Here is a 20,778-nt window from a genome sequence, read left to right as displayed (position 1 = left end):
ATATGAAAGATATACGACAAACCCTATTTCATATCCATCATTGCCGGGGTATTGGGTTAAAAGGGACGAAAAGATTGCTGGAAAAACTTCCGAATCTTCATTCAATATTTGACCTTAAGCCATCAACTCTTCGACAGATAACCCGCTCTACTCCTGCTAATATAGAACTCTTCTATAAAGACCTTCATTCTTTCCCATCAGAACGATATATGAAGCTCTATTCAGAAAACGATATAGAGTGGATTACTCTCATGGATGCAGACTACCCTCCATTACTGAATCAGGTGTATGATCCCCCATTGCTACTCTTCTTAAAAGGAGATAAATCTCTTCTGGTTGCTACAAAGAAATTGGCAGTAATAGGATCCAGGGATGCAACCTCCTACACAGAAAAGGTTCTTCAAACCATGATTCCAAAACTTGTTCGAAAAGATATTGTTATCGTAAGTGGCCTGGCACAAGGTGCAGATACTATCGCCCATAAGGAAACCATCTCCTCTGGTGGAAGGACAATTGGGGTATTGGGAAGTGGATTCAATCACATCTATCCTAAACAAAATGAATACTTAGCGCATCAAATGATGATGGACCATCTTCTTCTATCAGAATACCCACCTTATATCAAACCGGAAAAAAGGCAATTCCCATTTCGAAATCGAATCATCAGCGGCCTTTCAGAAGCGGTACTGATCACAGAGGCAAGGAAAAAAAGTGGAACCTTCATTACTGCTGATTATGCATTAAATGAAGGTAGGGGAGTCTTATGTATACCGGGCTCGATTCATGAACCACTGGCAGAAGGAACAAACAGTTTAATTCAAGAAGGTGCCACCATGGTATTATCTATAGAAGATATTTATTCAGAGCTTCGAGTATAAATGGAGGAAAAATGATATAGAATCATGTAATAAGCCGCATTTTCTCTTGGTATGAATGAGTAATTACAAGTATTTTATACAAAATGGTTGCAATTAAGGTAAAACTGTTATACATTTTGCAACAGGTATCTAAAACTATATATAAGAGAAGTTATAAGCAAAAGCAGTAATTCTCTACACTGAAATCATTTCTATACCTATCGCGAATGTAAGTGTAACCGTTTCCGTTCGCTAGACACATTCCAAGGTGCTATAAAACAGTGATTATTTTCCTCTTTAAGGAGGCTTATTGGATGGCAGATTATTTAGTAATAGTGGAATCGCCAGCTAAGGCGAAAACGATTGAACGTTATTTAGGAAAGAAATATAAGGTAAGGGCTTCAATGGGTCACGTCAGAGACCTGCCTAAAAGTCAAATGGGCGTCAATGTCGAAAATGAATTCGAACCGAAGTACATTACGATCCGTGGTAAGGGGCCAGTATTGAAAGAATTAAAAACGGCCGCGAAAAAAGTAAAAAGAATCTTTCTTGCGGCTGACCCCGACAGAGAAGGGGAAGCAATTGCCTGGCACTTGGCTCATAGCCTTGATATGGATACCACATCCCAATGTCGAGTTGTTTTCAATGAAATCACGAAAGATGCAATTAAAGAGTCATTTAAGCATCCCCGTGCAATCAACATGGACTTGGTTGACGCTCAACAGGCACGAAGAATATTGGACCGCCTGGTAGGGTACAATATTAGCCCCCTTCTATGGAAAAAAGTAAAAAAAGGTCTCAGTGCAGGAAGAGTGCAATCCGTTGCAGTCCGCTTGATCATTGACAGGGAAAATGAGATCAAGAGCTTTACTCCAGAAGAGTATTGGTCGATTGACGCTGAATTCACGAAAGGAAAAGATACCTTCCAAGCTTCATTTTATGGAATTGATGGAAAAAAGGTTGAATTGAAGACCGAAGAAGACGTTAAAGATGTGCTTGGTAAAGTAAAAGGAAAATCCTTTGAAGTGAATAAGGTAACGAAGAAAGAAAGAAAAAGAAATCCTGCTCCATCATTTACAACCTCTTCTCTACAACAAGAGGCGGCCCGTAAATTGAATTTCCGGGCAAAGAAGACAATGATGCTTGCCCAGCAATTATATGAAGGAATTGAGATGGGGAAACAAGGAACCGTTGGTTTTATCACATACATGAGAACAGACTCTACCCGCATTTCAGAGGTCGCTCAAAAAGAAGCCAAAGAATACGTCGTGAATAAGTATGGAGAAGATTTCATTAAGCAATCTGAGCGCAAAGATAAAAAACAACAAAAAGCTCAAGACGCGCATGAAGCAATTCGCCCGACCAGCACATTAAGAGACCCATCATCAGTGAAAGAGTTTCTTTCGAGAGACCAATACAGACTCTATAAGTTGATTTGGGAACGATTTGTGGCTAGTGAGATGGCGCCAGCAATCATGGATACGATGAGTGTTGATCTTATAAATGGATCTGTCATGTTTAGAGCAACCGGTTCCAAAGTGAAATTTCCCGGCTTTATGAAAGTATATGTGGAAGGTTCTGACGATCAGAAGGAAGAAAAAGATAAATTCCTTCCAGCATTGGAAGAAAGCGATAAAGTGAAAAGTGAAAGCATCGACCCCAATCAGCATTTCACTCAGCCACCTCCAAGGTATACTGAAGCAAGACTCGTGAAAACATTGGAAGAGTTAGGTATAGGAAGACCTTCAACCTACGCTCCTACCCTTGATACCGTTCAAAGAAGAGGGTATGTGACCCTGGATAATAAGCGATTTATCCCTACAGAACTTGGGGAGATCGTATTAGAGCTAGTGAGAGAGTTTTTCCCTGATATCATTGATGTAGAATTTACGGCAAACATGGAACGCAGCCTGGATGATATTGAGGATGGGAATGTGAAATGGGAAAGAATCATTGAACGTTTTTATCAGGATTTTGAAAAGCATTTGGAAAAAGCGGAAAATGAGATGGAGAAAATCGAAATCCGAGATGAACCAGCAGGTGAAGACTGTGAAGAGTGTGGTAATCCGATGGTGTTCAAAATGGGGCGATATGGGAAATTTATGGCTTGTAGCAACTTTCCCGATTGCAGAAATACAAAGCCAATCGTCAAGGAAATCGGTGTAAAGTGTCCTAAATGCGAAAAAGGAAATATCATTGAGCGAAAAAGCAAGAAGAAGCGTATATTCTATGGGTGTGATCAATATCCTGATTGTGACTTCCTATCATGGGATAAACCGATTGAACGTAAATGTCCGAAGTGTTCTGAACTGCTCGTGGAGAAAAAGCTTAAAAAAGGTAACCAAATCCAATGTACGACTTGTGACTATAAAGAAGAAACGCAAAAGTAGTTTATGTCTATTGTTCACAGGGTTTATCTACAGGTCATGGCAGTAAACTAGCTTTAAATGACGGGATTATCCAACAATTAGGATGCCGATAGAAAATGTAAGCAGTACCAAATAAAAAACGATTGATTGTTGAACAATGAACTTATACAATGTAACGAGGGACTGTCCCAACAGGTGATTTCTCTAACGCCTGGTGGGTCAGCCTTTTTCTGTTTTCAACGAATCTTTCACCTTGATTATCATTTATCCTTGATGCACGATCCCATTTGGAAGATGAAGAGGTTCGAACTGTAGGAGGTCTATATAAATGCCAGTAAATGTTATAGGAGCAGGGTTGGCGGGAAGTGAAGCCGCGTGGCAAATAGCGAAAAGGGGCATAAAGGTAAACCTTTTCGAAATGAGGCCAGTTCGCCAAACTCCTGCCCACCATACAGATAAATTTGCAGAGCTTGTGTGCAGTAACTCTCTAAGAGCGAATACATTAACAAATGCAGTTGGTGTATTGAAAGAAGAAATGCGACGTCTGGACTCAGTCATTATGACTGCTGCAGACTCATGTTCTGTTCCAGCAGGAGGAGCATTGGCGGTCGACCGTCATGAATTTGCAGCTCATGTTACGGATAAAGTAAAAAACCATCCTAATGTCACGGTATATAATGAAGAAGTCACGGATTTACCAGATGGGATTACCATTGTAGCAACCGGTCCACTTACAAGTCAGAGCCTTTCTGAGAAAATTAAACAACTGACCGGGGAGGAACATTTATATTTCTATGATGCAGCCGCTCCTATCATTGAAAAGGACTCCATCGATATGGATAAGGTGTACTTGAAATCCAGGTATGACAAAGGGGAAGCTGCTTACTTAAATTGTCCTATGACTGAAACTGAGTTCAACCGATTCTATGAAGCACTGATTTCCGCGGAAACAGTACCATTAAAGGAATTTGAAAAGGAAATTTTCTTTGAAGGTTGCATGCCGATTGAAGTCATGGCTTCCCGTGGTAGGAAGACCATGTTGTTCGGCCCATTGAAACCAGTAGGGTTAGAAGATCCGAAAACAGGTAAGCGACCATATGCGGTAGTTCAATTAAGGCAAGATGATGCTGCTGGAACACTCTACAATATCGTTGGATTCCAAACTCACTTAAAGTGGGGGCCGCAGAAAGAAGTGCTTCAATTAATTCCAGGCCTTGAGAATGCCGATATAGTCCGTTATGGAGTAATGCACAGAAACACTTTCATCAACTCTCCAAGAGTACTTAAGGATACGTATCAGCTTAAAGATCATGAAAACCTGCTCTTTGCCGGTCAAATGACTGGTGTGGAAGGCTATGTTGAATCGGCTGCTAGCGGTTTGATTGCGGGGATTAATGGGGCAAAGCTAGCATTGGGTGAAGAACCTGTCGTCTTTCCTCATGAGTCTGCCATTGGAAGCATGGCAAGGTATATTACCACGGCTAACAAAAATAATTTTCAACCGATGAATGCCAATTTCGGTCTTTTCCCGGATTTACCGAAGATGGTAAAAGGGAAGAATGAGCGTAATGAACTACATGCGAATAGGGCCTTGGAAACAATTCAGAACTTTATGAAAAAAGTGTGAAATTCGTTGCAAGGGTTGCCCGCTTGTGTTACTATTTAGAAGCCCTTGTGAGGTGTTAAACATGAAAAATCAATTAGATGAACAACTACATTCCTTTACTGAATATTTACAAATAGAAAAGCATTATTCTGCTCACACTTTTGAACAATATCGTCATGATATCGAAGAGTTCTACGTATTTATGAAAGAACAAGGTTTACGTTCATTAAAAGATGTCGAGTATTCTGATGCGAGACTTTTTTTAACTAAGCTGCATGATCATGGTTTAATGAGATCTTCCATATCTAGGAAGGTTTCCAGTTTAAGAAGCTTTTACCGTTTTCTAAACCGGGAAAAACAGCTGCTTGATAATCCCTTTTCCTTTGTCAACCTTCCTAAAAAAGAACAGAGGCTGCCTACCTTTTTTTATGAAGAAGAAATAGAAGCTCTGTTAGAAGCTTGCGGAGGGGAGACTCCAATGGATATTCGTAACCGGGCCATTTTTGAACTTCTCTATGCGACAGGCATCCGCGTAAGTGAATGTACGAATATGCAGGTGAAAGATGTGGATTTTGGTTTGTCTACAATCCTTGTAAAAGGAAAGGGTAACAAAGAACGATATGTCCCATTTGGCAGTTATGCTCACGATGCTCTAGCACAATACATAACACACTCCCGGCCGAAGTTGGTGAAAAGCCAATCGCATTCCCAATTGCTGGTTAATCATCGTGGAGGGGCATTAACCCAAAGAGGGGTTCGTTTAATCCTCAATAAGATTATCGAGAAAGCTTCCTTGACCGGGAAAATCCACCCCCATATGTTAAGGCATACATTTGCAACGCATCTCTTGAATAATGGTGCCGATTTAAGGACGGTCCAGGAGCTTCTTGGACATTCTCAGTTATCATCCACTCAAGTGTATACTCATGTATCAAAGGATCAGTTGAGAAAAACGTATTTAGCACATCATCCACGTGCTTAGAAGAGTTGGAGGTTTAGGATATGGAACAATTCCACGCAACCACTATTTTTGCCGTACAGCATAATGGAAAATGCGCGATGTCAGGTGACGGGCAGGTTACATTCGGTAATTCAGTTGTCATGAAGCATACGGCCAAAAAAGTACGAAAATTATTCAATGGGAAAGTATTAGCTGGTTTCGCAGGGTCTGTTGCCGATGCATTTACCTTGTCGGAAATGTTTGAAGGTAAGCTTCAGGAGTTCAACGGAAATCTACCTCGGGCCGCTGTAGAGTTAGCTAAGCAATGGCGGAGCGATAAGATATTGAGAAAACTTGAAGCGATGTTAATCGTGATGGATGCAAATCACCTTCTGTTAATTTCCGGTACAGGCGAGGTAATCGAACCCGACGATGGCATTTTAGCCATCGGGTCAGGCGGGAATTATGCATTATCTGCCGGTAGAGCACTAAAACAATATGCAGGTGATCATTTGTCTGCAACAGAAATCGCTAAATCTTCCCTGCAGATCGCTGCCGATATATGTGTATATACCAATGACCAAATTATCGTTGAAGAACTTTAATACAGCAGGTTGAACATTATTTTCTTTCATACTACTTGAGAAAGTAAGGAGTGTGCCATTCGATGAAGAGTACTGATCACTTAACTCCAAGGCAAATTGTTGAACGCTTAGATCAATATATTGTAGGACAGAAAGATGCAAAGAGAGCGGTCGCTGTTGCTTTACGGAATCGCTATCGACGCAGCCTTCTTTCCGATGTATTAAAGGATGAAGTGATTCCAAAAAACATCCTGATGATGGGTCCTACAGGAGTAGGTAAGACAGAGATTGCAAGAAGGATTGCGAAGCTAGTCCGAGCGCCTTTTGTCAAAGTGGAGGCTACGAAGTTTACGGAAGTCGGCTATGTGGGTCGTGATGTCGAATCGATGGTAAGAGATTTAGTCGAAACGTCCGTACGCATTGTGAAAGAGGAAAAGATGGTTGGCGTCCGTGAAAGAGCAGCGGAAAATGCAAACCGCCGTTTAGTAGAACTTGTCGTTCCTTCGAAGAAAAAAGCTTCCTCTTACAAAAATCCATTCGAAATGATCTTTGGCGGCAACCAGACACAAGGGACAACAGAAGAAGAGGAAGAGAAACAAGAGGAGATCTCCCTTCAGGAGCAAAGGCGAAGAATGGAGAAGAAGCTTGAGAATGGTGAACTCGAAGAAGAGTTCATCACAATTGATGTGGAGGAACAACAAGCGTCGATGTTTGATATGCTCCAAGGCTCGGGTATGGAGCAAATGGGCATGAATATGCAGGATGCGTTGAGTAATTTTATGCCAAAGAAAAAGAAAAAACGTAAATTAAAGGTGAAAGAAGCAAGGGTAGTCCTAACCAATGAGGAAGCTCAAAAACTTATTGATATGGATGAGGTAACTCAAGAGGCAATTATCCGAGCAGAACAATCGGGGATCATCTTTATAGATGAAATTGATAAAATAGCAAGCAAAAGCTCTGGTCAATCATCTGCTGACGTATCAAGAGAAGGCGTTCAGCGTGATATCCTTCCTATTGTTGAAGGCTCGACGATCGTCACCAAATATGGGTCAGTGAAAACAGATCATGTACTATTCATTGCGGCAGGTGCCTTTCATATGAGTAAACCTTCGGATCTTATTCCCGAATTACAAGGACGTTTCCCAATCAGGGTGGAACTTCAGAAGCTATCTACAGAAGATTTTGTCCGAATTCTAGTTGAACCGGATAATGCCATAATCAAACAATATATTGCATTAATGGAAACTGAAGGTATACAAATTGAATTTTCTGACGATGCTATTCGTAGACTAGCTGAAATTGCTCATGATGTAAATCAAAACACAGATAATATCGGCGCGAGAAGACTTCATACCATCATGGAAAGACTCCTTGAGGATTTATCATTCGAAGCTCCGGATATTACCCTTGAAACGGTCAAAATCACACCTAAGTATGTTGATGATAAACTGGGGGAAATTTCCAAGGATAAAGATTTAAGCCAGTTTATCCTATAAGTTTTCGAACAACCTTATTGGGGTAAAGAAAGATGAAATCATTATCATACTAAATTAAATAATAGATACACTTAAGTTGTAGTAGGAGGAAATGAAATGAATTTATTAAGTAAAACAAGAACCATCAATGCAATGCTGCAAAAAGCAGCAGGTAAACCAGTTAATTTTAAAGAAATGTCCGAAACTCTAAGCAAAGTGATCGAAGCAAATGTATTCGTTGTTAGCCGTAGAGGTAAATTACTTGGATATGCCATCAATCAGCAAATTGAAAATGAGCGTATGAAACAAATGCTTGCTGACCGTCAATTTCCTGAAGAGTATACTCAAAACCTTTTCAATGTTCAAGAAACATCTCCAAATCTTGATGTGAATAGCCAATATACTGCTTTCCCTGTTGAAAACAGAGAGTTCTTTAAAAATGGTTTAACGACCATCGTTCCTATTATTGGTGGAGGAGAAAGACTTGGAACATTGATCCTTGCTCGTTTAGAAGCAAGCTTTGAAGATGATGATTTAATTATGGGTGAATATGGAGCAACTGTAGTTGGAATGGAAATTCTTCGTGAAAAAGCTGAAGAAATCGAAGTTGAAGCGAGAAGCAAAGCTGTCGTTCAAATGGCGATTAGTTCGTTATCTTACAGTGAGCTTGAAGCGATTGAGCACATCTTTGAAGAATTGGACGGGAATGAAGGACTTTTAGTCGCTTCTAAAATTGCCGATAGAGTCGGGATTACCCGCTCTGTAATCGTAAATGCCCTTCGTAAACTGGAAAGTGCCGGCGTTATTGAATCCCGTTCATTAGGGATGAAGGGTACTTACATTAAAGTGTTGAATAACAAATTCTTAGTTGAATTAGATAAACTTCGAACAAACTAATGAAATTAAAAAGCTGTTTCCTTCATCGGGAAACAGCTTTTTTTTGTGTGTGAACAATGGATAATAGGTGAAGCTTCTGTCTAAGTCATTTATGGTGTAATCCATTTAACCTTCTGTACGTGAGTTAGGGAGATTGGTGGATTTTTTAATGAAGTATTGCAATTGTTTGCTTCTTGTTATTAATTAACGAAAATATCTGATTGTTTAGCTAAAATAAGCCGAATGAACTACCGATAATCTATCTTAAGGTATTGTCATCTATTCTATGAATAGTACAATAAAGTTACAACAATGTTACGACCTTTTTCGACAACTACCAGCTGAAACTGGGGGATAATTGAATATTCAAGCGATTCACCTTTTTATGGGTGTATTTTCATGTGAAAATGGACGATGGATGTTATTCAGAGAAAAAAGAATTGAGAACCAGACGTGAAAAAAACGTCTTCTTCTTAGGTGCATTCAAACTTTTGTAATATTAATGTAACAAATATAGAAAAATAAGCATTTATTAGAAAAAATATACATGGAAATATTAGTATTAAATATGGATTAAAAGTCACAAATCCGTCTAATATCTCTCTCTTTCTCAAAAATTTACCTAATATTCATAGACACTATTCTTGCTAAACATTACAATAAATACTGTTGTATACTAAATATGTCAAAAATAGTTGAAACATGTCAAAAAAAAGGATAGAGGTGCCTGGAGTGAAACTTTTTTCCAATACTTTCACTACTCTGGAAAGAGGGTTGAATTACGCCTCTTTAAATCAGAAGGTCATTTCCCAGAATATAGCAAATGTCGATACGCCGAATTATAAAGCTAAAGAAGTGGGATTCAAGACGGTTTTTAATCAAACCATACATCAACTAGATGCGAAACGGACCAATCAACGTCATCTTAGTTTTCAATCAGATAGTCAACATCCTGCTGTTAAGACAAAAGCAGCCTACCAATATAATCACAATGGAAACGGAGTGGACTTGGATCAAGAAATGTCAGAGATGGCAACAAACCAAATTTACTTTAATGCCTTGACGGACCGCTTAAATGGAAAGTTTAATAGTCTTCAATCAGTTGTAAGGGGAGGTAAGTAAATATGAGTTTATTTACAGGAATGAATACTACCTCTTCTGCTCTTACCGCCCAACGTTTAAGAATGGATGTCATTTCATCCAACATGGCGAACGTAGATACCACAAGAGGGAAAATGGTGGACGGGGAGTGGCAGCCTTATAAACGAAAGTCCGTTGTAATGGCACCGAAGGAAAATCCATTTTCTTCTTTTTTAAACAAAGCGATAAATACAAGAGACAATGACGCGATAGGTAGTGGAGTAAAAGTGTCTAAAATAATAGACGACGAAGAAACACCTTTCAAGATGGTCTATGACCCTGAGCACCCAGATGCAAATGGGGATGGATATGTTCAGTTACCTAATGTCGATCCATTACGGGAAATGGTCGATCTCATTTCTGCTACACGTTCCTATGAAGCAAATGTAACGGTGTTTAATGCAAACAAGGCGATGTTGATGAAGTCATTAGAAATCGGTAAATAAAGCGAGGTAATAGTTCGATGGCATTATATAATATCAGTTCGATCAATCCAGCATCTATTAGTCCGTCAATAGCAAAAAGAAATATTTCTCCATCAGAGTCCACAGAGGATTTTAGTCAATTATTAAAAAAATCCATAGATGAGGTCAATAAGACGCAGGTTCAATCCGATCAATTGACCGAGAAGTTAGTGCGAGGAGATAATGTCGATCTTCATCAAGTGATGATTGCATCACAGAAGGCAAGCATCACTCTACAAACAACTATGGAAGTTCGCAACAAAGTAGTGGAAGCCTATCAAGAAATAATGAGAATGCCAATGTAGTAGACTCATGCAGTCAAGTACCGGAGGATTGTAATGAATGAATCGTTTAAGAAATTCACAGAACAGGTAAAGTCTTTTTGGGCAAGTAAAACGAAAAAACAAAAAATAAGTATGGGAGCCATTTTCCTCATTTCGGTCATTCTGATTAGTGTTGTGAGTTTCTTTGCAACAAGAACGACCCTCGTTCCCTTATATAGTAATTTATCACCTTCAGAGACGGGGACTATTAAGGAGAATCTAGATGGGAGAGGAATTCCTTCTGAAATATCAGAAGGTGGCTCGACCATCATGGTTCCTAATGAACAGGTGGATACATTAAAGGTGGAATTGGCAGCGGAGGGTATCCCTAATTCTGGAAGTATCGATTATACATTTTTTAGTCAAAATGCTGGATTTGGTATGACAGACAATGAGTTCAACGTTATGAAACTAGACGCCATGCAAACGGAGCTAGCTCAGTTGATAAAAGGGATAGAAGGAATCCAGGATGCTAAAGTCATGATCAATCTACCTGAGAAGCAGGTATTTTTAAATGATGAGGTGCAAAAAGCATCAGCTTCCATCGTCTTAAATACGAATCCTGGCTTCAGCATTGATCAAAAGCAGATAAAATCACTTTATCATCTTGTATCCAAAAGTGTACCGGATCTACCTACTGACAATATCGTCATAATGAATCAATTTTTTGAGTATTTCGACTTAGAATCTCAAAATAATTCAATGGGCGGCAGTAATTTCGCCGGTCAAATGAATATCAAGAAAGAAGTTGAGCGTGATATTCAACGCCAAGTTCAGAATATGCTTGGAACGTTAATCGGTTTCAATAAGGTGGTTGTATCGGTCACTACCGATATTGACTTTACCCAAGAAAACAGAGAAGAAAACATCGTAACCCCTGTTGATGAAGAAAATATTGAGGGAATCGCTGTCAGTGCTCAAAGAATAACTGAAACATTCTCAGGTGAGGGTGCAAATCCTGGAGGAACAGCTGGAGCGGGCGATGCGAATGAACCGACAAATAGTGGAGTGACATACGGATCTAGTTCAGAATCGAACGGTGATTATGAACGTATGGAAGAAACAATCAACAGTGAGGTTAATCGCATTCATAAAGAAATTGTTGAAAGCCCCTATAAAATAAGGGATCTCGGTATACAGGTTATGGTTGAGCCTCCGAATCCTGATGAAGTAAATTCACTGCCACAGGATAGAGTAGATGATATACGTCAAGTATTGTCTACCATTGTGCGTACGTCCATTGATAAAGACGCAAATCCTGAGTTAACTGAAGAAGCGATTCAAGATAAGGTCGTGGTATCCGTTCAACCATTTAATGGAAAGGTGGATATTACATCTGAACAGAAGCCATTCCTACCTTGGTGGACATACGTTGTAGGAGGAATCCTGCTAGTAGTTATTCTCCTATTGGTATTTTTCCTATTACGTTCAAGAAAGAAAGAGAAGCTAGAAGAATTCGAAGTAGAAGAAACGAAACCGACAGAGATCCCGGAAATCGAACCGAAAGAAGAAACAGAAGGATCGATACGCAAGAAGCAGCTTGAAAGAATGGCTAAGGACAAACCAGAAGAATTTGCAAAGTTATTACGTACATGGTTAACAGAGGATTAGGAGGAATGAGTTTATGGTTAGAAGAGAGAGAGAGTTAACAGGTAAACAAAAGGCAGCCATCCTCCTGATCTCTCTTGGTCCTGATGTATCAGCATCAGTGTACAAGCATTTGTCGGAAGAAGATATCGAGAAGTTAACATTAGAGATTTCTGGAGTGAAAAAGGTAGAAACGGAAGCCAAAGAAGGAATCCTCGAGGAGTTTCACAATATTGCGATCGCCCAGGATTATATTTCCCAAGGGGGAATCGGCTATGCGAAAACCGTTTTGGAAAAGGCTCTAGGCTCAGAACAAGCTTCGGCTATCATCAATCGATTGACCTCATCCTTACAGGTCAAGCCCTTTGATTTTGCAAGAAGAGCAGACGCTGCGCAAATTCTTAACTTTATTCAAAACGAACATCCACAAACGATTGCGTTAATCTTATCTTACCTTGACCCACAACAAGCAGGTCAAATCCTTTCAGAGCTTCCTCAAGAAGTTCAAGCGGATATTGCAAGGCGGATTGCGATAATGGACGGTACATCCCCAGAAGTGATCAGTGAGGTAGAAGCCATATTAGAAAGAAAGCTCTCTGCGACTGTTACACAGGACTACACACAAACTGGCGGTGTGGAGGCTGTTGTGGAAGTGTTGAACGGGGTTGATCGTTCAACAGAGAAGACAATTCTCGATGCTCTTGAAATTCAAGATCCAGAACTGGCAGAAGAAATCAAGAAGAGAATGTTTGTATTTGAAGACATTGTCACCCTCGATGGACGTTCCATTCAACGGGTTATCAGAGATTGTGAAAATGAAGATCTGCTGTTGTCGCTTAAAGTATCAAGTGATGAAGTGAAAGAAGTGGTATTTAGAAATATGTCTAATCGAATGGTTGAGACCCTTAAAGAAGAAATGGAATTCATGGGGCCGGTTCGATTACGGGATGTGGAAGAAGCGCAGTCACGGATAGTTGCTGTAATAAGAAGATTAGAGGATTCAGGTGAAATCATCATTGCCCGTGGTGGAGGAGACGATATCATTGTCTAGAATCATTAAGTCTACCTTAGCTCAAACCATTGAAGAGAACAAAAAGGTCATTGGGTTAAAAAGTGTAAGACCACTTGAGGATCTTTTATCAAGTAGTGAAGATTACCTTGAGGAGTCTCAAGGGAGTCAATTGATAGAAGAAGCGACAAGAGAAGCCCAACGAATTATCCAAGCAGCAAAAGAAAAAAGTCTTCATTCAGAAGAAGAGTTGTCACAAGAGAAAGAGAAGTGGATAATCGAACGGGAACAGCTTATGCAGGAGGCTTATAATACGGGGTTTCTTCAAGGAGAAGAAGAAGGAAGAAACAAAGGCTACCAGGAGTATCGTAATCGGTTAATAGAGGCTAATGAGATAAATGAGCGCAATAAACAACTGTATGAAGATTATATTCAAAGAGCAGAGAAGATCATTTTGAACTTAGGGTTAGCATGTGCTGAGAAGATTATGAATCAAAAGCTTGAGGAAGAACCTCAACACTTTCTTTCCATTGTAGAACGTGGGTTAAAGGAAGTAAGGGATTTACCACATATACAAATTCATGTTCACCCCAAAAAGCATAAACTTCTTGTTGATCATAAAACTGAATTAGAGGTCATGTTTCCAACAGATGTTCAATGTTTTATATATGCCAATGATGACTTGAACGATGAGGAATGTTACATCGAAACGAATCAAGGGCGTGTCATCGTGAGTGTCGATACTCAATTAAAGGAATTAAAGCTGAAACTTCATCATCTCCTAGAGGGTGATGAAGAATGAAAGCTATAGATCTTATCGGGCATATCCCACATATTCCTACATTCAAAAAGTTCGGGAAGGTGAAACGAGTTGTAGGGCTGATGATCGAGTCTCAGGGCCCGGAAAGTTCTGTTGGGGAAGTGTGTCATATCCATATCTTCTCCAGAGGGAAACAAAAAGTGATATTAGCGGAAGTTGTTGGGTTCAATGATGACTTAGTAATCCTCATGCCATATACGAATATGCAGGACATTTCACCAGGTAGTTTGGTGGAAGCAACCGCGAAGCCCCTTGAAATCAAAATAGGCCCATCATTGATTGGAAAAGTGATTGATTCCCTTGGTCACCCACTAGATGGCAGTCAACTGCCATCTAGTTTAAGTACAGCTTATACTGAGCAAGAGCCACCCAATCCTTTATCAAGACCTCCCATCGACGAAAAAATGGAGGTAGGAGTCAGAGCCATCGACAGTATGTTGACAGTGGGTAAAGGACAAAGAGTGGGTATTTTTGCTGGAAGCGGTGTGGGTAAGAGTACGTTGCTCGGAATGATTGCCCGAAATACGAAAGCGGATATAAATGTGATTGCACTGGTAGGCGAACGGGGAAGAGAAGTAAGAGAATTTATTGAAAGAGATCTAGGGGAAGAAGGATTGAAGCGAACGATAGTCGTTGCTGCAACTTCCGACCAACCCGCATTAATGAGAATAAAAGGTGCCTTTACGGCTACAGCGATTGCTGAATATTTTCGGGATAAAGGCTTGAACGTCATGCTTATGATGGATTCCGCCACACGTGTGGCAATGGCACAGAGGGAAATTGGATTGGCAGTTGGCGAACCGCCTACGACGAAAGGTTATACACCTTCTGTCTTTGCTATATTACCGAAATTATTAGAGAGAACCGGAACGAATCTCCATGGAAGTATCACAGCATTTTACACAGTCCTTGTGGATGGGGATGATTTGAATGAACCTATTTCCGACACTGTTAGAGGGATCCTGGATGGCCATATCGTGCTTGATCGGCAAATCTCCAATAGAGGGCAATATCCTGCCATCAATATTTTAAAGAGTGTAAGTCGGTTAATGAATCATTTAGCTACAAGCGAACATCTACAAGCGGCCACTAGAATAAGAGAATTGTTAAGTACTTATATAAACTCAGAGGATCTTATCCAAATTGGCGCCTACAAAAAAGGAACTTCCCGTGAAATTGATGAAGCCATTCAATACTATCCGGATATCATTTCCTTCTTGAAGCAGGGGGTTTACGAACAGATTTCTCTTCCCGCGAGTGTTGATGAGCTTATAAAGCTATCGGAAAAAGGTGGATGAATTCAATGAGTTATCAATACAAGTTCCAACGCATATTAACGTTAAAAGAAAAAGAAAAAGATGAGGTCCAAGAATTGTACAGGGGATCCATCGAAAAGTTTGAAACAGTTGCCGAGAAACTGTATGAATTTCTGAAAAAGAAAGAAACCCTGGAACAGCATCAAGAAAATAAGTTACAGGGAGGCTTATCTGTACTGGATATTCGTCATCATCAACAGTTCATTACTAATCTGGAAAAAACCATTTCCTATTATCAGGACTTGGTGATACAAGCGAGAAATCGTATGAACTGGTACGAAGAGAAACTTGTTGATATGAATGTAGAAGTTAAGAAATACGAGAAGATGAAGGAAAAGGATTTCGACCGTTTCCTTCAAAACATTAAAGATATTGAGAATAAACAATTAGATGAAGTGTCGGTTGTACAATATTTGAAGCGGGGAGTCAGGTGAGTTCATGGCAAAGGTAATCGAAAAAGAAGAGAAAGAGTCAAACAGTCGTTTCCAGAGGGTCGTTTTTATCATCTTGATTCCTCTCTTGTTTGCCATAACCTTCGCTCTTGTCATCATGGCTGTAGCAGGAATTAATGTTTTCGAAAAAGCTCAAACATTGGGCTCGGACATCCCATTTTTGGCGGATGTCATACCGTCAAACGAAGGACAGGAAAGTGAACAGTTACAAGAGAAAATGATTTCATTAAAGGCGTCCATTGAAGACCAAAAAGCCAAAATCGCTCAACTTCAAAGCGAAATCGAAACGAAAGATAGCGATAACGGACAGCTTCAGGCAACTATTCAACAGCAGAAAGAAGAGCTTGAAGAATTAAGACAAATCGGAGAAGAAAACAAAAGGGCCTTTAAAGAGGTAGTCAATACCTTTGAGGAAATGTCTGCGAAGAGTGCAGCCCCTGTTCTTTTGAATATGAAAGATGACGAAGCGATGAAGATTCTATCAAGCATTAAACCGAATACCTTGGCAGATATTTTGGAGAAAATGCCTCCAGAAGATGCAGCTAGATATACGGAACTACTTTCAACTGAGGAATGATAAAAGATTTATTTAGAGGAGGTGAAACAGTGGAAATCGGAATTGCTAATCAGAGTACCAGTCCCCCTATGGCGGTAAGCAAGGGATCTACCTTACCAAAAAGGGGAGTCGAAGATTTTTCCCAGCAACTGTTAGGGTTTATATCATCTCAAGGTGTTGACCAGAAGCAAATGAACCCACCAGAAACACTTTCCTCTCTTATTCGCATGGAAGATATTATTAGTGCAGTGAATGTGAACGAGCTTGGTCTTACCGAAGAGCAGCAGGGTGAACTCTTGCAAATAACCGATCTTGACTTCGCTAAGATTGCTGAAATAATCGGGGTGAATGTGGATGAGATAAAGTTACTATTTACGAATCTCCAGACGACCTTGCTTGGTACTCAGAAGGATTTCTCTTCTGAAAGTGAGGAAGATCCTTATGAACTATTGGTTGGAATGATGCAGCTTATGCAATCTGCTCTTCATCATAATGGTAAAGGATTACAAGGTGTTCTGAAACAGAATGGGAACGATGGAAGCGGAAGACAACTAGAAGAGGTATTGAAACTTGCGAAGGTAATCGAATTATTATCCGGAACCCAAGATCTTCATGTGAAAGATGCATCAAAAGCATCTGAGCTGAAAGATGTGTTAAAGAACGTTCAAGCTGGTATTGAAGGCACGATAGTCAACCTCATGAAACAATCGAAGGATTGGAAAGGTTTACTAAAGGAAGCATTTCAACGACAAGTATCTCTTGAGTCTCTTGATAACCATCCCAAAGATGAGGTCATATCTGTAGAAAAGAAAAGTACACAAGGGATTCAAGGAAATAATCTTCACTTTGTTCTTCCGAAGACGGAGACCTTTTCTATGAATCTCACTTCTAGCAACCGCTCCATCCAATATGAGCAATTTGTCAAAGAATTTCAACAGATCCTAAGTAAAGCACAAATGACGACTCAACCAAATATGAGTAAGTTATTAATTAAGCTCTACCCAGAACAATTGGGTTCATTGCGGATTGAACTACTTCAACAAAATGGAGTTATGACAGCGAAGATACTAGCTTCGACCTCAACTGCGAAAGAAATGCTGGATTCTCAAATTCAGGGATTAAAACATGCCTTCTCTGCTCAGAATCTGCAAGTGGAAAAAATTGAGATCGCACAGGCATTCGCAGATACAGAACGACCATATAAAGGTCAGTCCCAGCAGCATTCTTCACAACAACAAAAACAAAATCAATCTGAGCAATCAGAACAACGGGAAGAAGAAATTCAATCTTTTAAAGATTATCTCGTAAATACCGAAATATAGGTGATAACATGACGAAAATTGATCCCAATTTACTTTATTCCACCGTTCAAGCGAAGCAGCGTGAAGGAGGGAAGGATATTTTAGGGAAAGATGATTTCCTGAAAATCCTCATGACACAACTGCAAAATCAAGATCCGTTAAACCCGATGCAAGACAAAGATTTTATTGCACAGATGGCTACATTCTCTTCTTTGGAGCAAATGACGAATCTCACTAAAACGATGGAGAAATTTGTTGAGAACCAAAGTCAGTCACAATTGATCTCCTATAATCAATTTGTAGGGAAACAAGTGACCTGGCATAAAATCAAGGAGTCAGAAGCTGATGAAGTACCAGAGATTCAGGAAGGTCAAGGACTTGTTAAAGGAGTTCGCTTTAAAGGAGACTCTGTGGAATTCATAATGGAGGACGGAACGATCTTGAATCCAGGAAATATTTCACAAGTAAATACCACTGGCACAGGGGAGTCTTCCCTAGTAAATGCCTCTCTATTAATTGGCAAGAAGGTAACCTGGACTGGCGACGATGGGGAACTGAGCGGAGTGGTTCAATCGGTTTCCAAGAAGGATTCACAGATTTGGATTCATACGGAGGCAGGAGAGAAAGTATCCAGTGGAACATTGACTAAAATCGAATCTTAGGAGGTGGCCGTATGGAAAAGACTTTCTTTCATCGTTCACCGCAACCTATTACGCCAAATTATCATTCAAAGACAGCTAAACACTCTGCACGTCTGTCAACATCCTTTGCCGTTCAATTGGATCACGCGATTCAAGATGATCCCACTATACAGATCAGTAAACATGCAAAGATAAGAATGGAACAACGAGGCATCTCTATTTCACCACAAACATGGGAAGAGATAGGGGAGAAAATGAAGGAAGCAAAATCCAAAGGTGTTAAGGATTCACTGGTGATATTGAAAGATGCCGCATTGATTGTAAGTGCAACCAATAAAACGGTGATTACAGCATTGGACCGTGAAGAAGCAAGCTCACAAATCTTCACTAATATTAATGGAACCATATTAATCGATTCATAGGCTGGACCTTCGATGGAAGCCTAACGCTGTGGATTGACTGAAGCAGCAGATACGAAAGGGGAAAAAATTCATGCTACGTTCAATGTATTCAGGTATTAGTGGAATGAAAAACTTTCAAACAAAACTGGACGTTATCGGCAACAATATCGCCAATGTGAATACGTACGGCTATAAAAAAGGCCGCGTCACGTTCCAGGATCTTATGAACCAAACCGTTTCCGGTGCAAGCCGAGCAACTGAAAATCGTGGAGGGCAAAATGCAAAGCAAATAGGACTTGGTTCATCTCTCTCTTCTATTGATACAATCCAGACTCAAGGAAGCCTTCAGACTACGGGAAGGTCATTAGATGTTGCCATATCAGGTGATGGATACTTCGTAGTAAGACAAGGAAATAACGAAATGTTCACCCGTGCAGGTAACTTCTACTTGGACTCAAACGGCAATCTTGTAACCGGTCAGGGGAATCTTGTGCAAGGGTATCCGGTTAACGCAAACGGAGAAGTGAATAAAAGCGGTGTAGCAGATATCAAAATTGATACAAATACGACGATGGCACCTCAAGCTACGAGCAAAGCCACTTACAATGGGAACTTGAAGTCAAGTGCACCAAACGCTACAGAAGTAGAATTAGAGACTAAGGTGAAAGATTCTCTTGGTCAAGATATTAGCTTAAAAATGGTTATGAAAAAGACTGGGTTAAATGAGTGGAGCGTGGACATATCAAGTTTGACAAATGGGGTTGCGGTTAATGCAGGTACTTCTTCCACCAACATAAAATTTGATAACGAAGGAAAAGTCATAGCACCAACAACTGGCTATACTCCTTATAAAGTTACACTGAATAATAGTACTGGTGCTAACCCAACCCAAGCAATTGACCTTGATTTCTCAAAGATCACTCAGTTTGACAGCTCCTCATCTGCTAATGTCGATACGGTGGATGGAAACTCAGAAGGCTATTTGGAAAGCTTTAACATCGGTTCCTCCGGTGAAGTGAACGGAGTATTTTCGAATGGTGAAGTAAGGGTGTTGAGCCAACTTGCTCTCTCCACATTTTCTAACCCTGGTGGTCTGACGAAAGCTGGCAATAACTTGTTCCAAGCTTCGAACAACTCCGGCCTTCCAAACCTGGGAGTTGCGGGTGAGGGTAGGGGGGCACTCCAGTCCGGATCGCTTGAAATGTCAAACGTAGATTTGTCGGAAGAATTCACTGAAATGATCACGGCTCAGCGTGGATTCCAGGCAAACACAAGAATCATCACAACGTCGGATGAAATTCTGCAAGAACTTGTAAACTTAAAACGATAATTCCTTAAAAAAGGGAGGAAGGGACTGACTAATCGGTAAAGATGCAATTTCACTAGATGGCTAGGTCAGTCCCAATAGCTAATGATCACGTTGACAAGACTGAATGGAAAGACATTCACATTGAATGCTCTATACATAGAAACAGTTGAAGCGTTCCCGGATACGACAATTCTATTAACAAATGGTAGACGATATGTTGTGAAAGAAACAGTGAATGAGGTCAACAGTCTTTCACTTTCCTTCTTTCAAAAAGTAAATGTACTCAGTCTGCCACATGAGGGAGGGAGTACAGGTTGAAGAGTAAAGCCCTAACCATCATGATGATTTCGTTAGTGACGATCACTCTCGTTGGTGTTATAGCATTAGTCGTGGTTCTGAAATTCTCAGGAGATGAAGAATCGAAAGAACCTAGCATCGAAGAAGTGATTGAATACTCAGTGGACATACCTGAGACGACAACGAACTTAATGAGCAATGACTTTATTCGAATTTCCTTTAAGATTCAAACCGATAGTAAGAAAGCGAAAAGTGAATTAGAAAAGAGAAATTTTCAAGTGAACAATATCATCATAGAAGAGCTTTCAGAATTGAAAGCTCAAGAACTGCAAGGGAAGAAGGGAAAAGATTTGATCGAGACCAAGGTCAAGGATAAAGTGAATTCCCTTATGCAAGAAGGAATGGTAGAAAAAGTCTATATCACCTCTATGATGATTCAATAAAGCAGCCTATGG

General features: G+C 40.1%; 22 protein-coding genes. All 22 read left to right on the top strand.

Annotation, left to right across the window (positions count from 1 at the left end):
- The first annotated feature begins 2 nt into the window (after positions 1-2).
- The 22 genes from dprA to fliL all read left to right on the top strand — a co-directional run bounded on the left by dprA (position 3) and on the right by fliL (position 20,766).
- Entirely contained in the window at positions 3-878 is an 876-nt protein-coding gene (dprA, locus tag FGG79_RS06715) for a DNA-processing protein DprA (RefSeq protein WP_138776948.1), read from the top strand.
- 293 nt (positions 879-1,171) lie between these two features.
- Positions 1,172-3,247, top strand: coding sequence for a type I DNA topoisomerase (gene topA / locus FGG79_RS06710; protein ID WP_138776947.1), 2,076 nt, complete (start codon positions 1,172-1,174; stop codon positions 3,245-3,247).
- A gap of 307 nt (positions 3,248-3,554) precedes the next feature.
- Entirely contained in the window at positions 3,555-4,853 is a 1,299-nt protein-coding gene (gene trmFO / locus FGG79_RS06705) for an FADH(2)-oxidizing methylenetetrahydrofolate--tRNA-(uracil(54)-C(5))-methyltransferase TrmFO (protein ID WP_138776946.1), read from the top strand.
- A 61-nt stretch (positions 4,854-4,914) separates the two neighbouring features.
- Positions 4,915-5,814 carry a tyrosine recombinase XerC gene (gene xerC / locus FGG79_RS06700; RefSeq protein ID WP_138776945.1) on the top strand — a complete coding sequence of 300 codons (900 nt, stop codon included), beginning with the start codon at positions 4,915-4,917 and terminating at the stop codon, positions 5,812-5,814.
- 20 nt (positions 5,815-5,834) lie between these two features.
- Positions 5,835-6,377 carry an ATP-dependent protease subunit HslV gene (gene hslV / locus FGG79_RS06695; RefSeq protein WP_138776944.1) on the top strand — a complete coding sequence of 181 codons (543 nt, stop codon included), beginning with the start codon at positions 5,835-5,837 and terminating at the stop codon, positions 6,375-6,377.
- A gap of 62 nt (positions 6,378-6,439) precedes the next feature.
- Positions 6,440-7,852 carry an HslU--HslV peptidase ATPase subunit gene (hslU, locus tag FGG79_RS06690; protein ID WP_138776943.1) on the top strand — a complete coding sequence of 471 codons (1,413 nt, stop codon included), beginning with the start codon at positions 6,440-6,442 and terminating at the stop codon, positions 7,850-7,852.
- A gap of 96 nt (positions 7,853-7,948) precedes the next feature.
- Positions 7,949-8,728, top strand: a complete 780-nt coding sequence (gene codY / locus FGG79_RS06685; RefSeq protein WP_138776942.1) for a GTP-sensing pleiotropic transcriptional regulator CodY — start codon at positions 7,949-7,951, stop codon at positions 8,726-8,728.
- Positions 8,729-9,439: 711 nt separating this feature from the next.
- Entirely contained in the window at positions 9,440-9,829 is a 390-nt protein-coding gene (gene flgB, locus FGG79_RS06680; protein ID WP_138777642.1) for a flagellar basal body rod protein FlgB, read from the top strand.
- Positions 9,830-9,831: 2 nt separating this feature from the next.
- Complete coding sequence (gene flgC / locus FGG79_RS06675; protein ID WP_138776941.1) at positions 9,832-10,293, top strand: flagellar basal body rod protein FlgC; 462 nt, start codon at positions 9,832-9,834, stop codon at positions 10,291-10,293.
- A gap of 17 nt (positions 10,294-10,310) precedes the next feature.
- Positions 10,311-10,616: a flagellar hook-basal body complex protein FliE gene (fliE, locus tag FGG79_RS06670; RefSeq protein ID WP_138776940.1), complete on the top strand. Its 306-nt coding sequence runs from the start codon at positions 10,311-10,313 to the stop codon at positions 10,614-10,616.
- A 33-nt stretch (positions 10,617-10,649) separates the two neighbouring features.
- Positions 10,650-12,245 (top strand): flagellar basal-body MS-ring/collar protein FliF, encoded by a 1,596-nt coding sequence (gene fliF, locus FGG79_RS06665; protein WP_138776939.1) that lies wholly within the window; start codon positions 10,650-10,652, stop codon positions 12,243-12,245.
- Between the two features lie 13 nt (positions 12,246-12,258).
- Positions 12,259-13,272, top strand: a complete 1,014-nt coding sequence (gene fliG / locus FGG79_RS06660) for a flagellar motor switch protein FliG (RefSeq protein ID WP_138776938.1) — start codon at positions 12,259-12,261, stop codon at positions 13,270-13,272.
- The gene (fliH, locus tag FGG79_RS06655) at positions 13,265-14,032 is read left to right on the top strand and encodes a flagellar assembly protein FliH (RefSeq protein ID WP_171050828.1); all 768 of its coding nucleotides are present in this window, start codon (positions 13,265-13,267) and stop codon (positions 14,030-14,032) included. The genes fliG and fliH overlap by 8 nt, the downstream gene beginning before the upstream one ends.
- Positions 14,029-15,348, top strand: coding sequence for a flagellar protein export ATPase FliI (gene fliI / locus FGG79_RS06650; RefSeq protein WP_138776936.1), 1,320 nt, complete (start codon positions 14,029-14,031; stop codon positions 15,346-15,348). Before fliH ends, fliI begins: the two co-directional genes overlap by 4 nt.
- A 5-nt stretch (positions 15,349-15,353) precedes the next feature.
- Positions 15,354-15,800: a flagellar export protein FliJ gene (gene fliJ, locus FGG79_RS06645; RefSeq protein WP_138776935.1), complete on the top strand. Its 447-nt coding sequence runs from the start codon at positions 15,354-15,356 to the stop codon at positions 15,798-15,800.
- A gap of 4 nt (positions 15,801-15,804) precedes the next feature.
- Complete coding sequence (locus FGG79_RS06640) at positions 15,805-16,395, top strand: MotE family protein (protein ID WP_138776934.1); 591 nt, start codon at positions 15,805-15,807, stop codon at positions 16,393-16,395.
- 29 nt (positions 16,396-16,424) lie between these two features.
- On the top strand, positions 16,425-17,696 hold the full coding sequence (locus FGG79_RS06635; RefSeq protein ID WP_171050827.1) for a flagellar hook-length control protein FliK: 1,272 nt from the start codon (positions 16,425-16,427) through the stop codon (positions 17,694-17,696).
- An 8-nt stretch (positions 17,697-17,704) separates the two neighbouring features.
- The gene (gene flgD / locus FGG79_RS06630; RefSeq protein ID WP_138776932.1) at positions 17,705-18,337 is read left to right on the top strand and encodes a flagellar hook assembly protein FlgD; all 633 of its coding nucleotides are present in this window, start codon (positions 17,705-17,707) and stop codon (positions 18,335-18,337) included.
- 11 nt (positions 18,338-18,348) lie between these two features.
- Positions 18,349-18,738: a TIGR02530 family flagellar biosynthesis protein gene (locus FGG79_RS06625; protein WP_138776931.1), complete on the top strand. Its 390-nt coding sequence runs from the start codon at positions 18,349-18,351 to the stop codon at positions 18,736-18,738.
- Between the two features lie 70 nt (positions 18,739-18,808).
- Positions 18,809-20,047 carry a flagellar basal-body rod protein FlgF gene (gene flgF, locus FGG79_RS06620; protein ID WP_138776930.1) on the top strand — a complete coding sequence of 413 codons (1,239 nt, stop codon included), beginning with the start codon at positions 18,809-18,811 and terminating at the stop codon, positions 20,045-20,047.
- 81 nt (positions 20,048-20,128) lie between these two features.
- Entirely contained in the window at positions 20,129-20,344 is a 216-nt protein-coding gene (locus FGG79_RS06615) for a flagellar FlbD family protein (protein WP_138776929.1), read from the top strand.
- Complete coding sequence (gene fliL, locus FGG79_RS06610; RefSeq protein ID WP_138776928.1) at positions 20,341-20,766, top strand: flagellar basal body-associated protein FliL; 426 nt, start codon at positions 20,341-20,343, stop codon at positions 20,764-20,766. The genes FGG79_RS06615 and fliL overlap by 4 nt, the downstream gene beginning before the upstream one ends.
- The last annotated feature ends 12 nt before the right edge of the window (positions 20,767-20,778 follow it).

The organism is Bacillus sp. BHET2 (assembly GCF_005938125.1).
Taxonomy (GTDB): domain Bacteria; phylum Bacillota; class Bacilli; order Bacillales; family Bacillaceae_B; genus Rossellomorea.
Note: the sequence above shows the minus strand (reverse complement) of the source record. Positions and strands in the feature narration are given on the sequence as shown.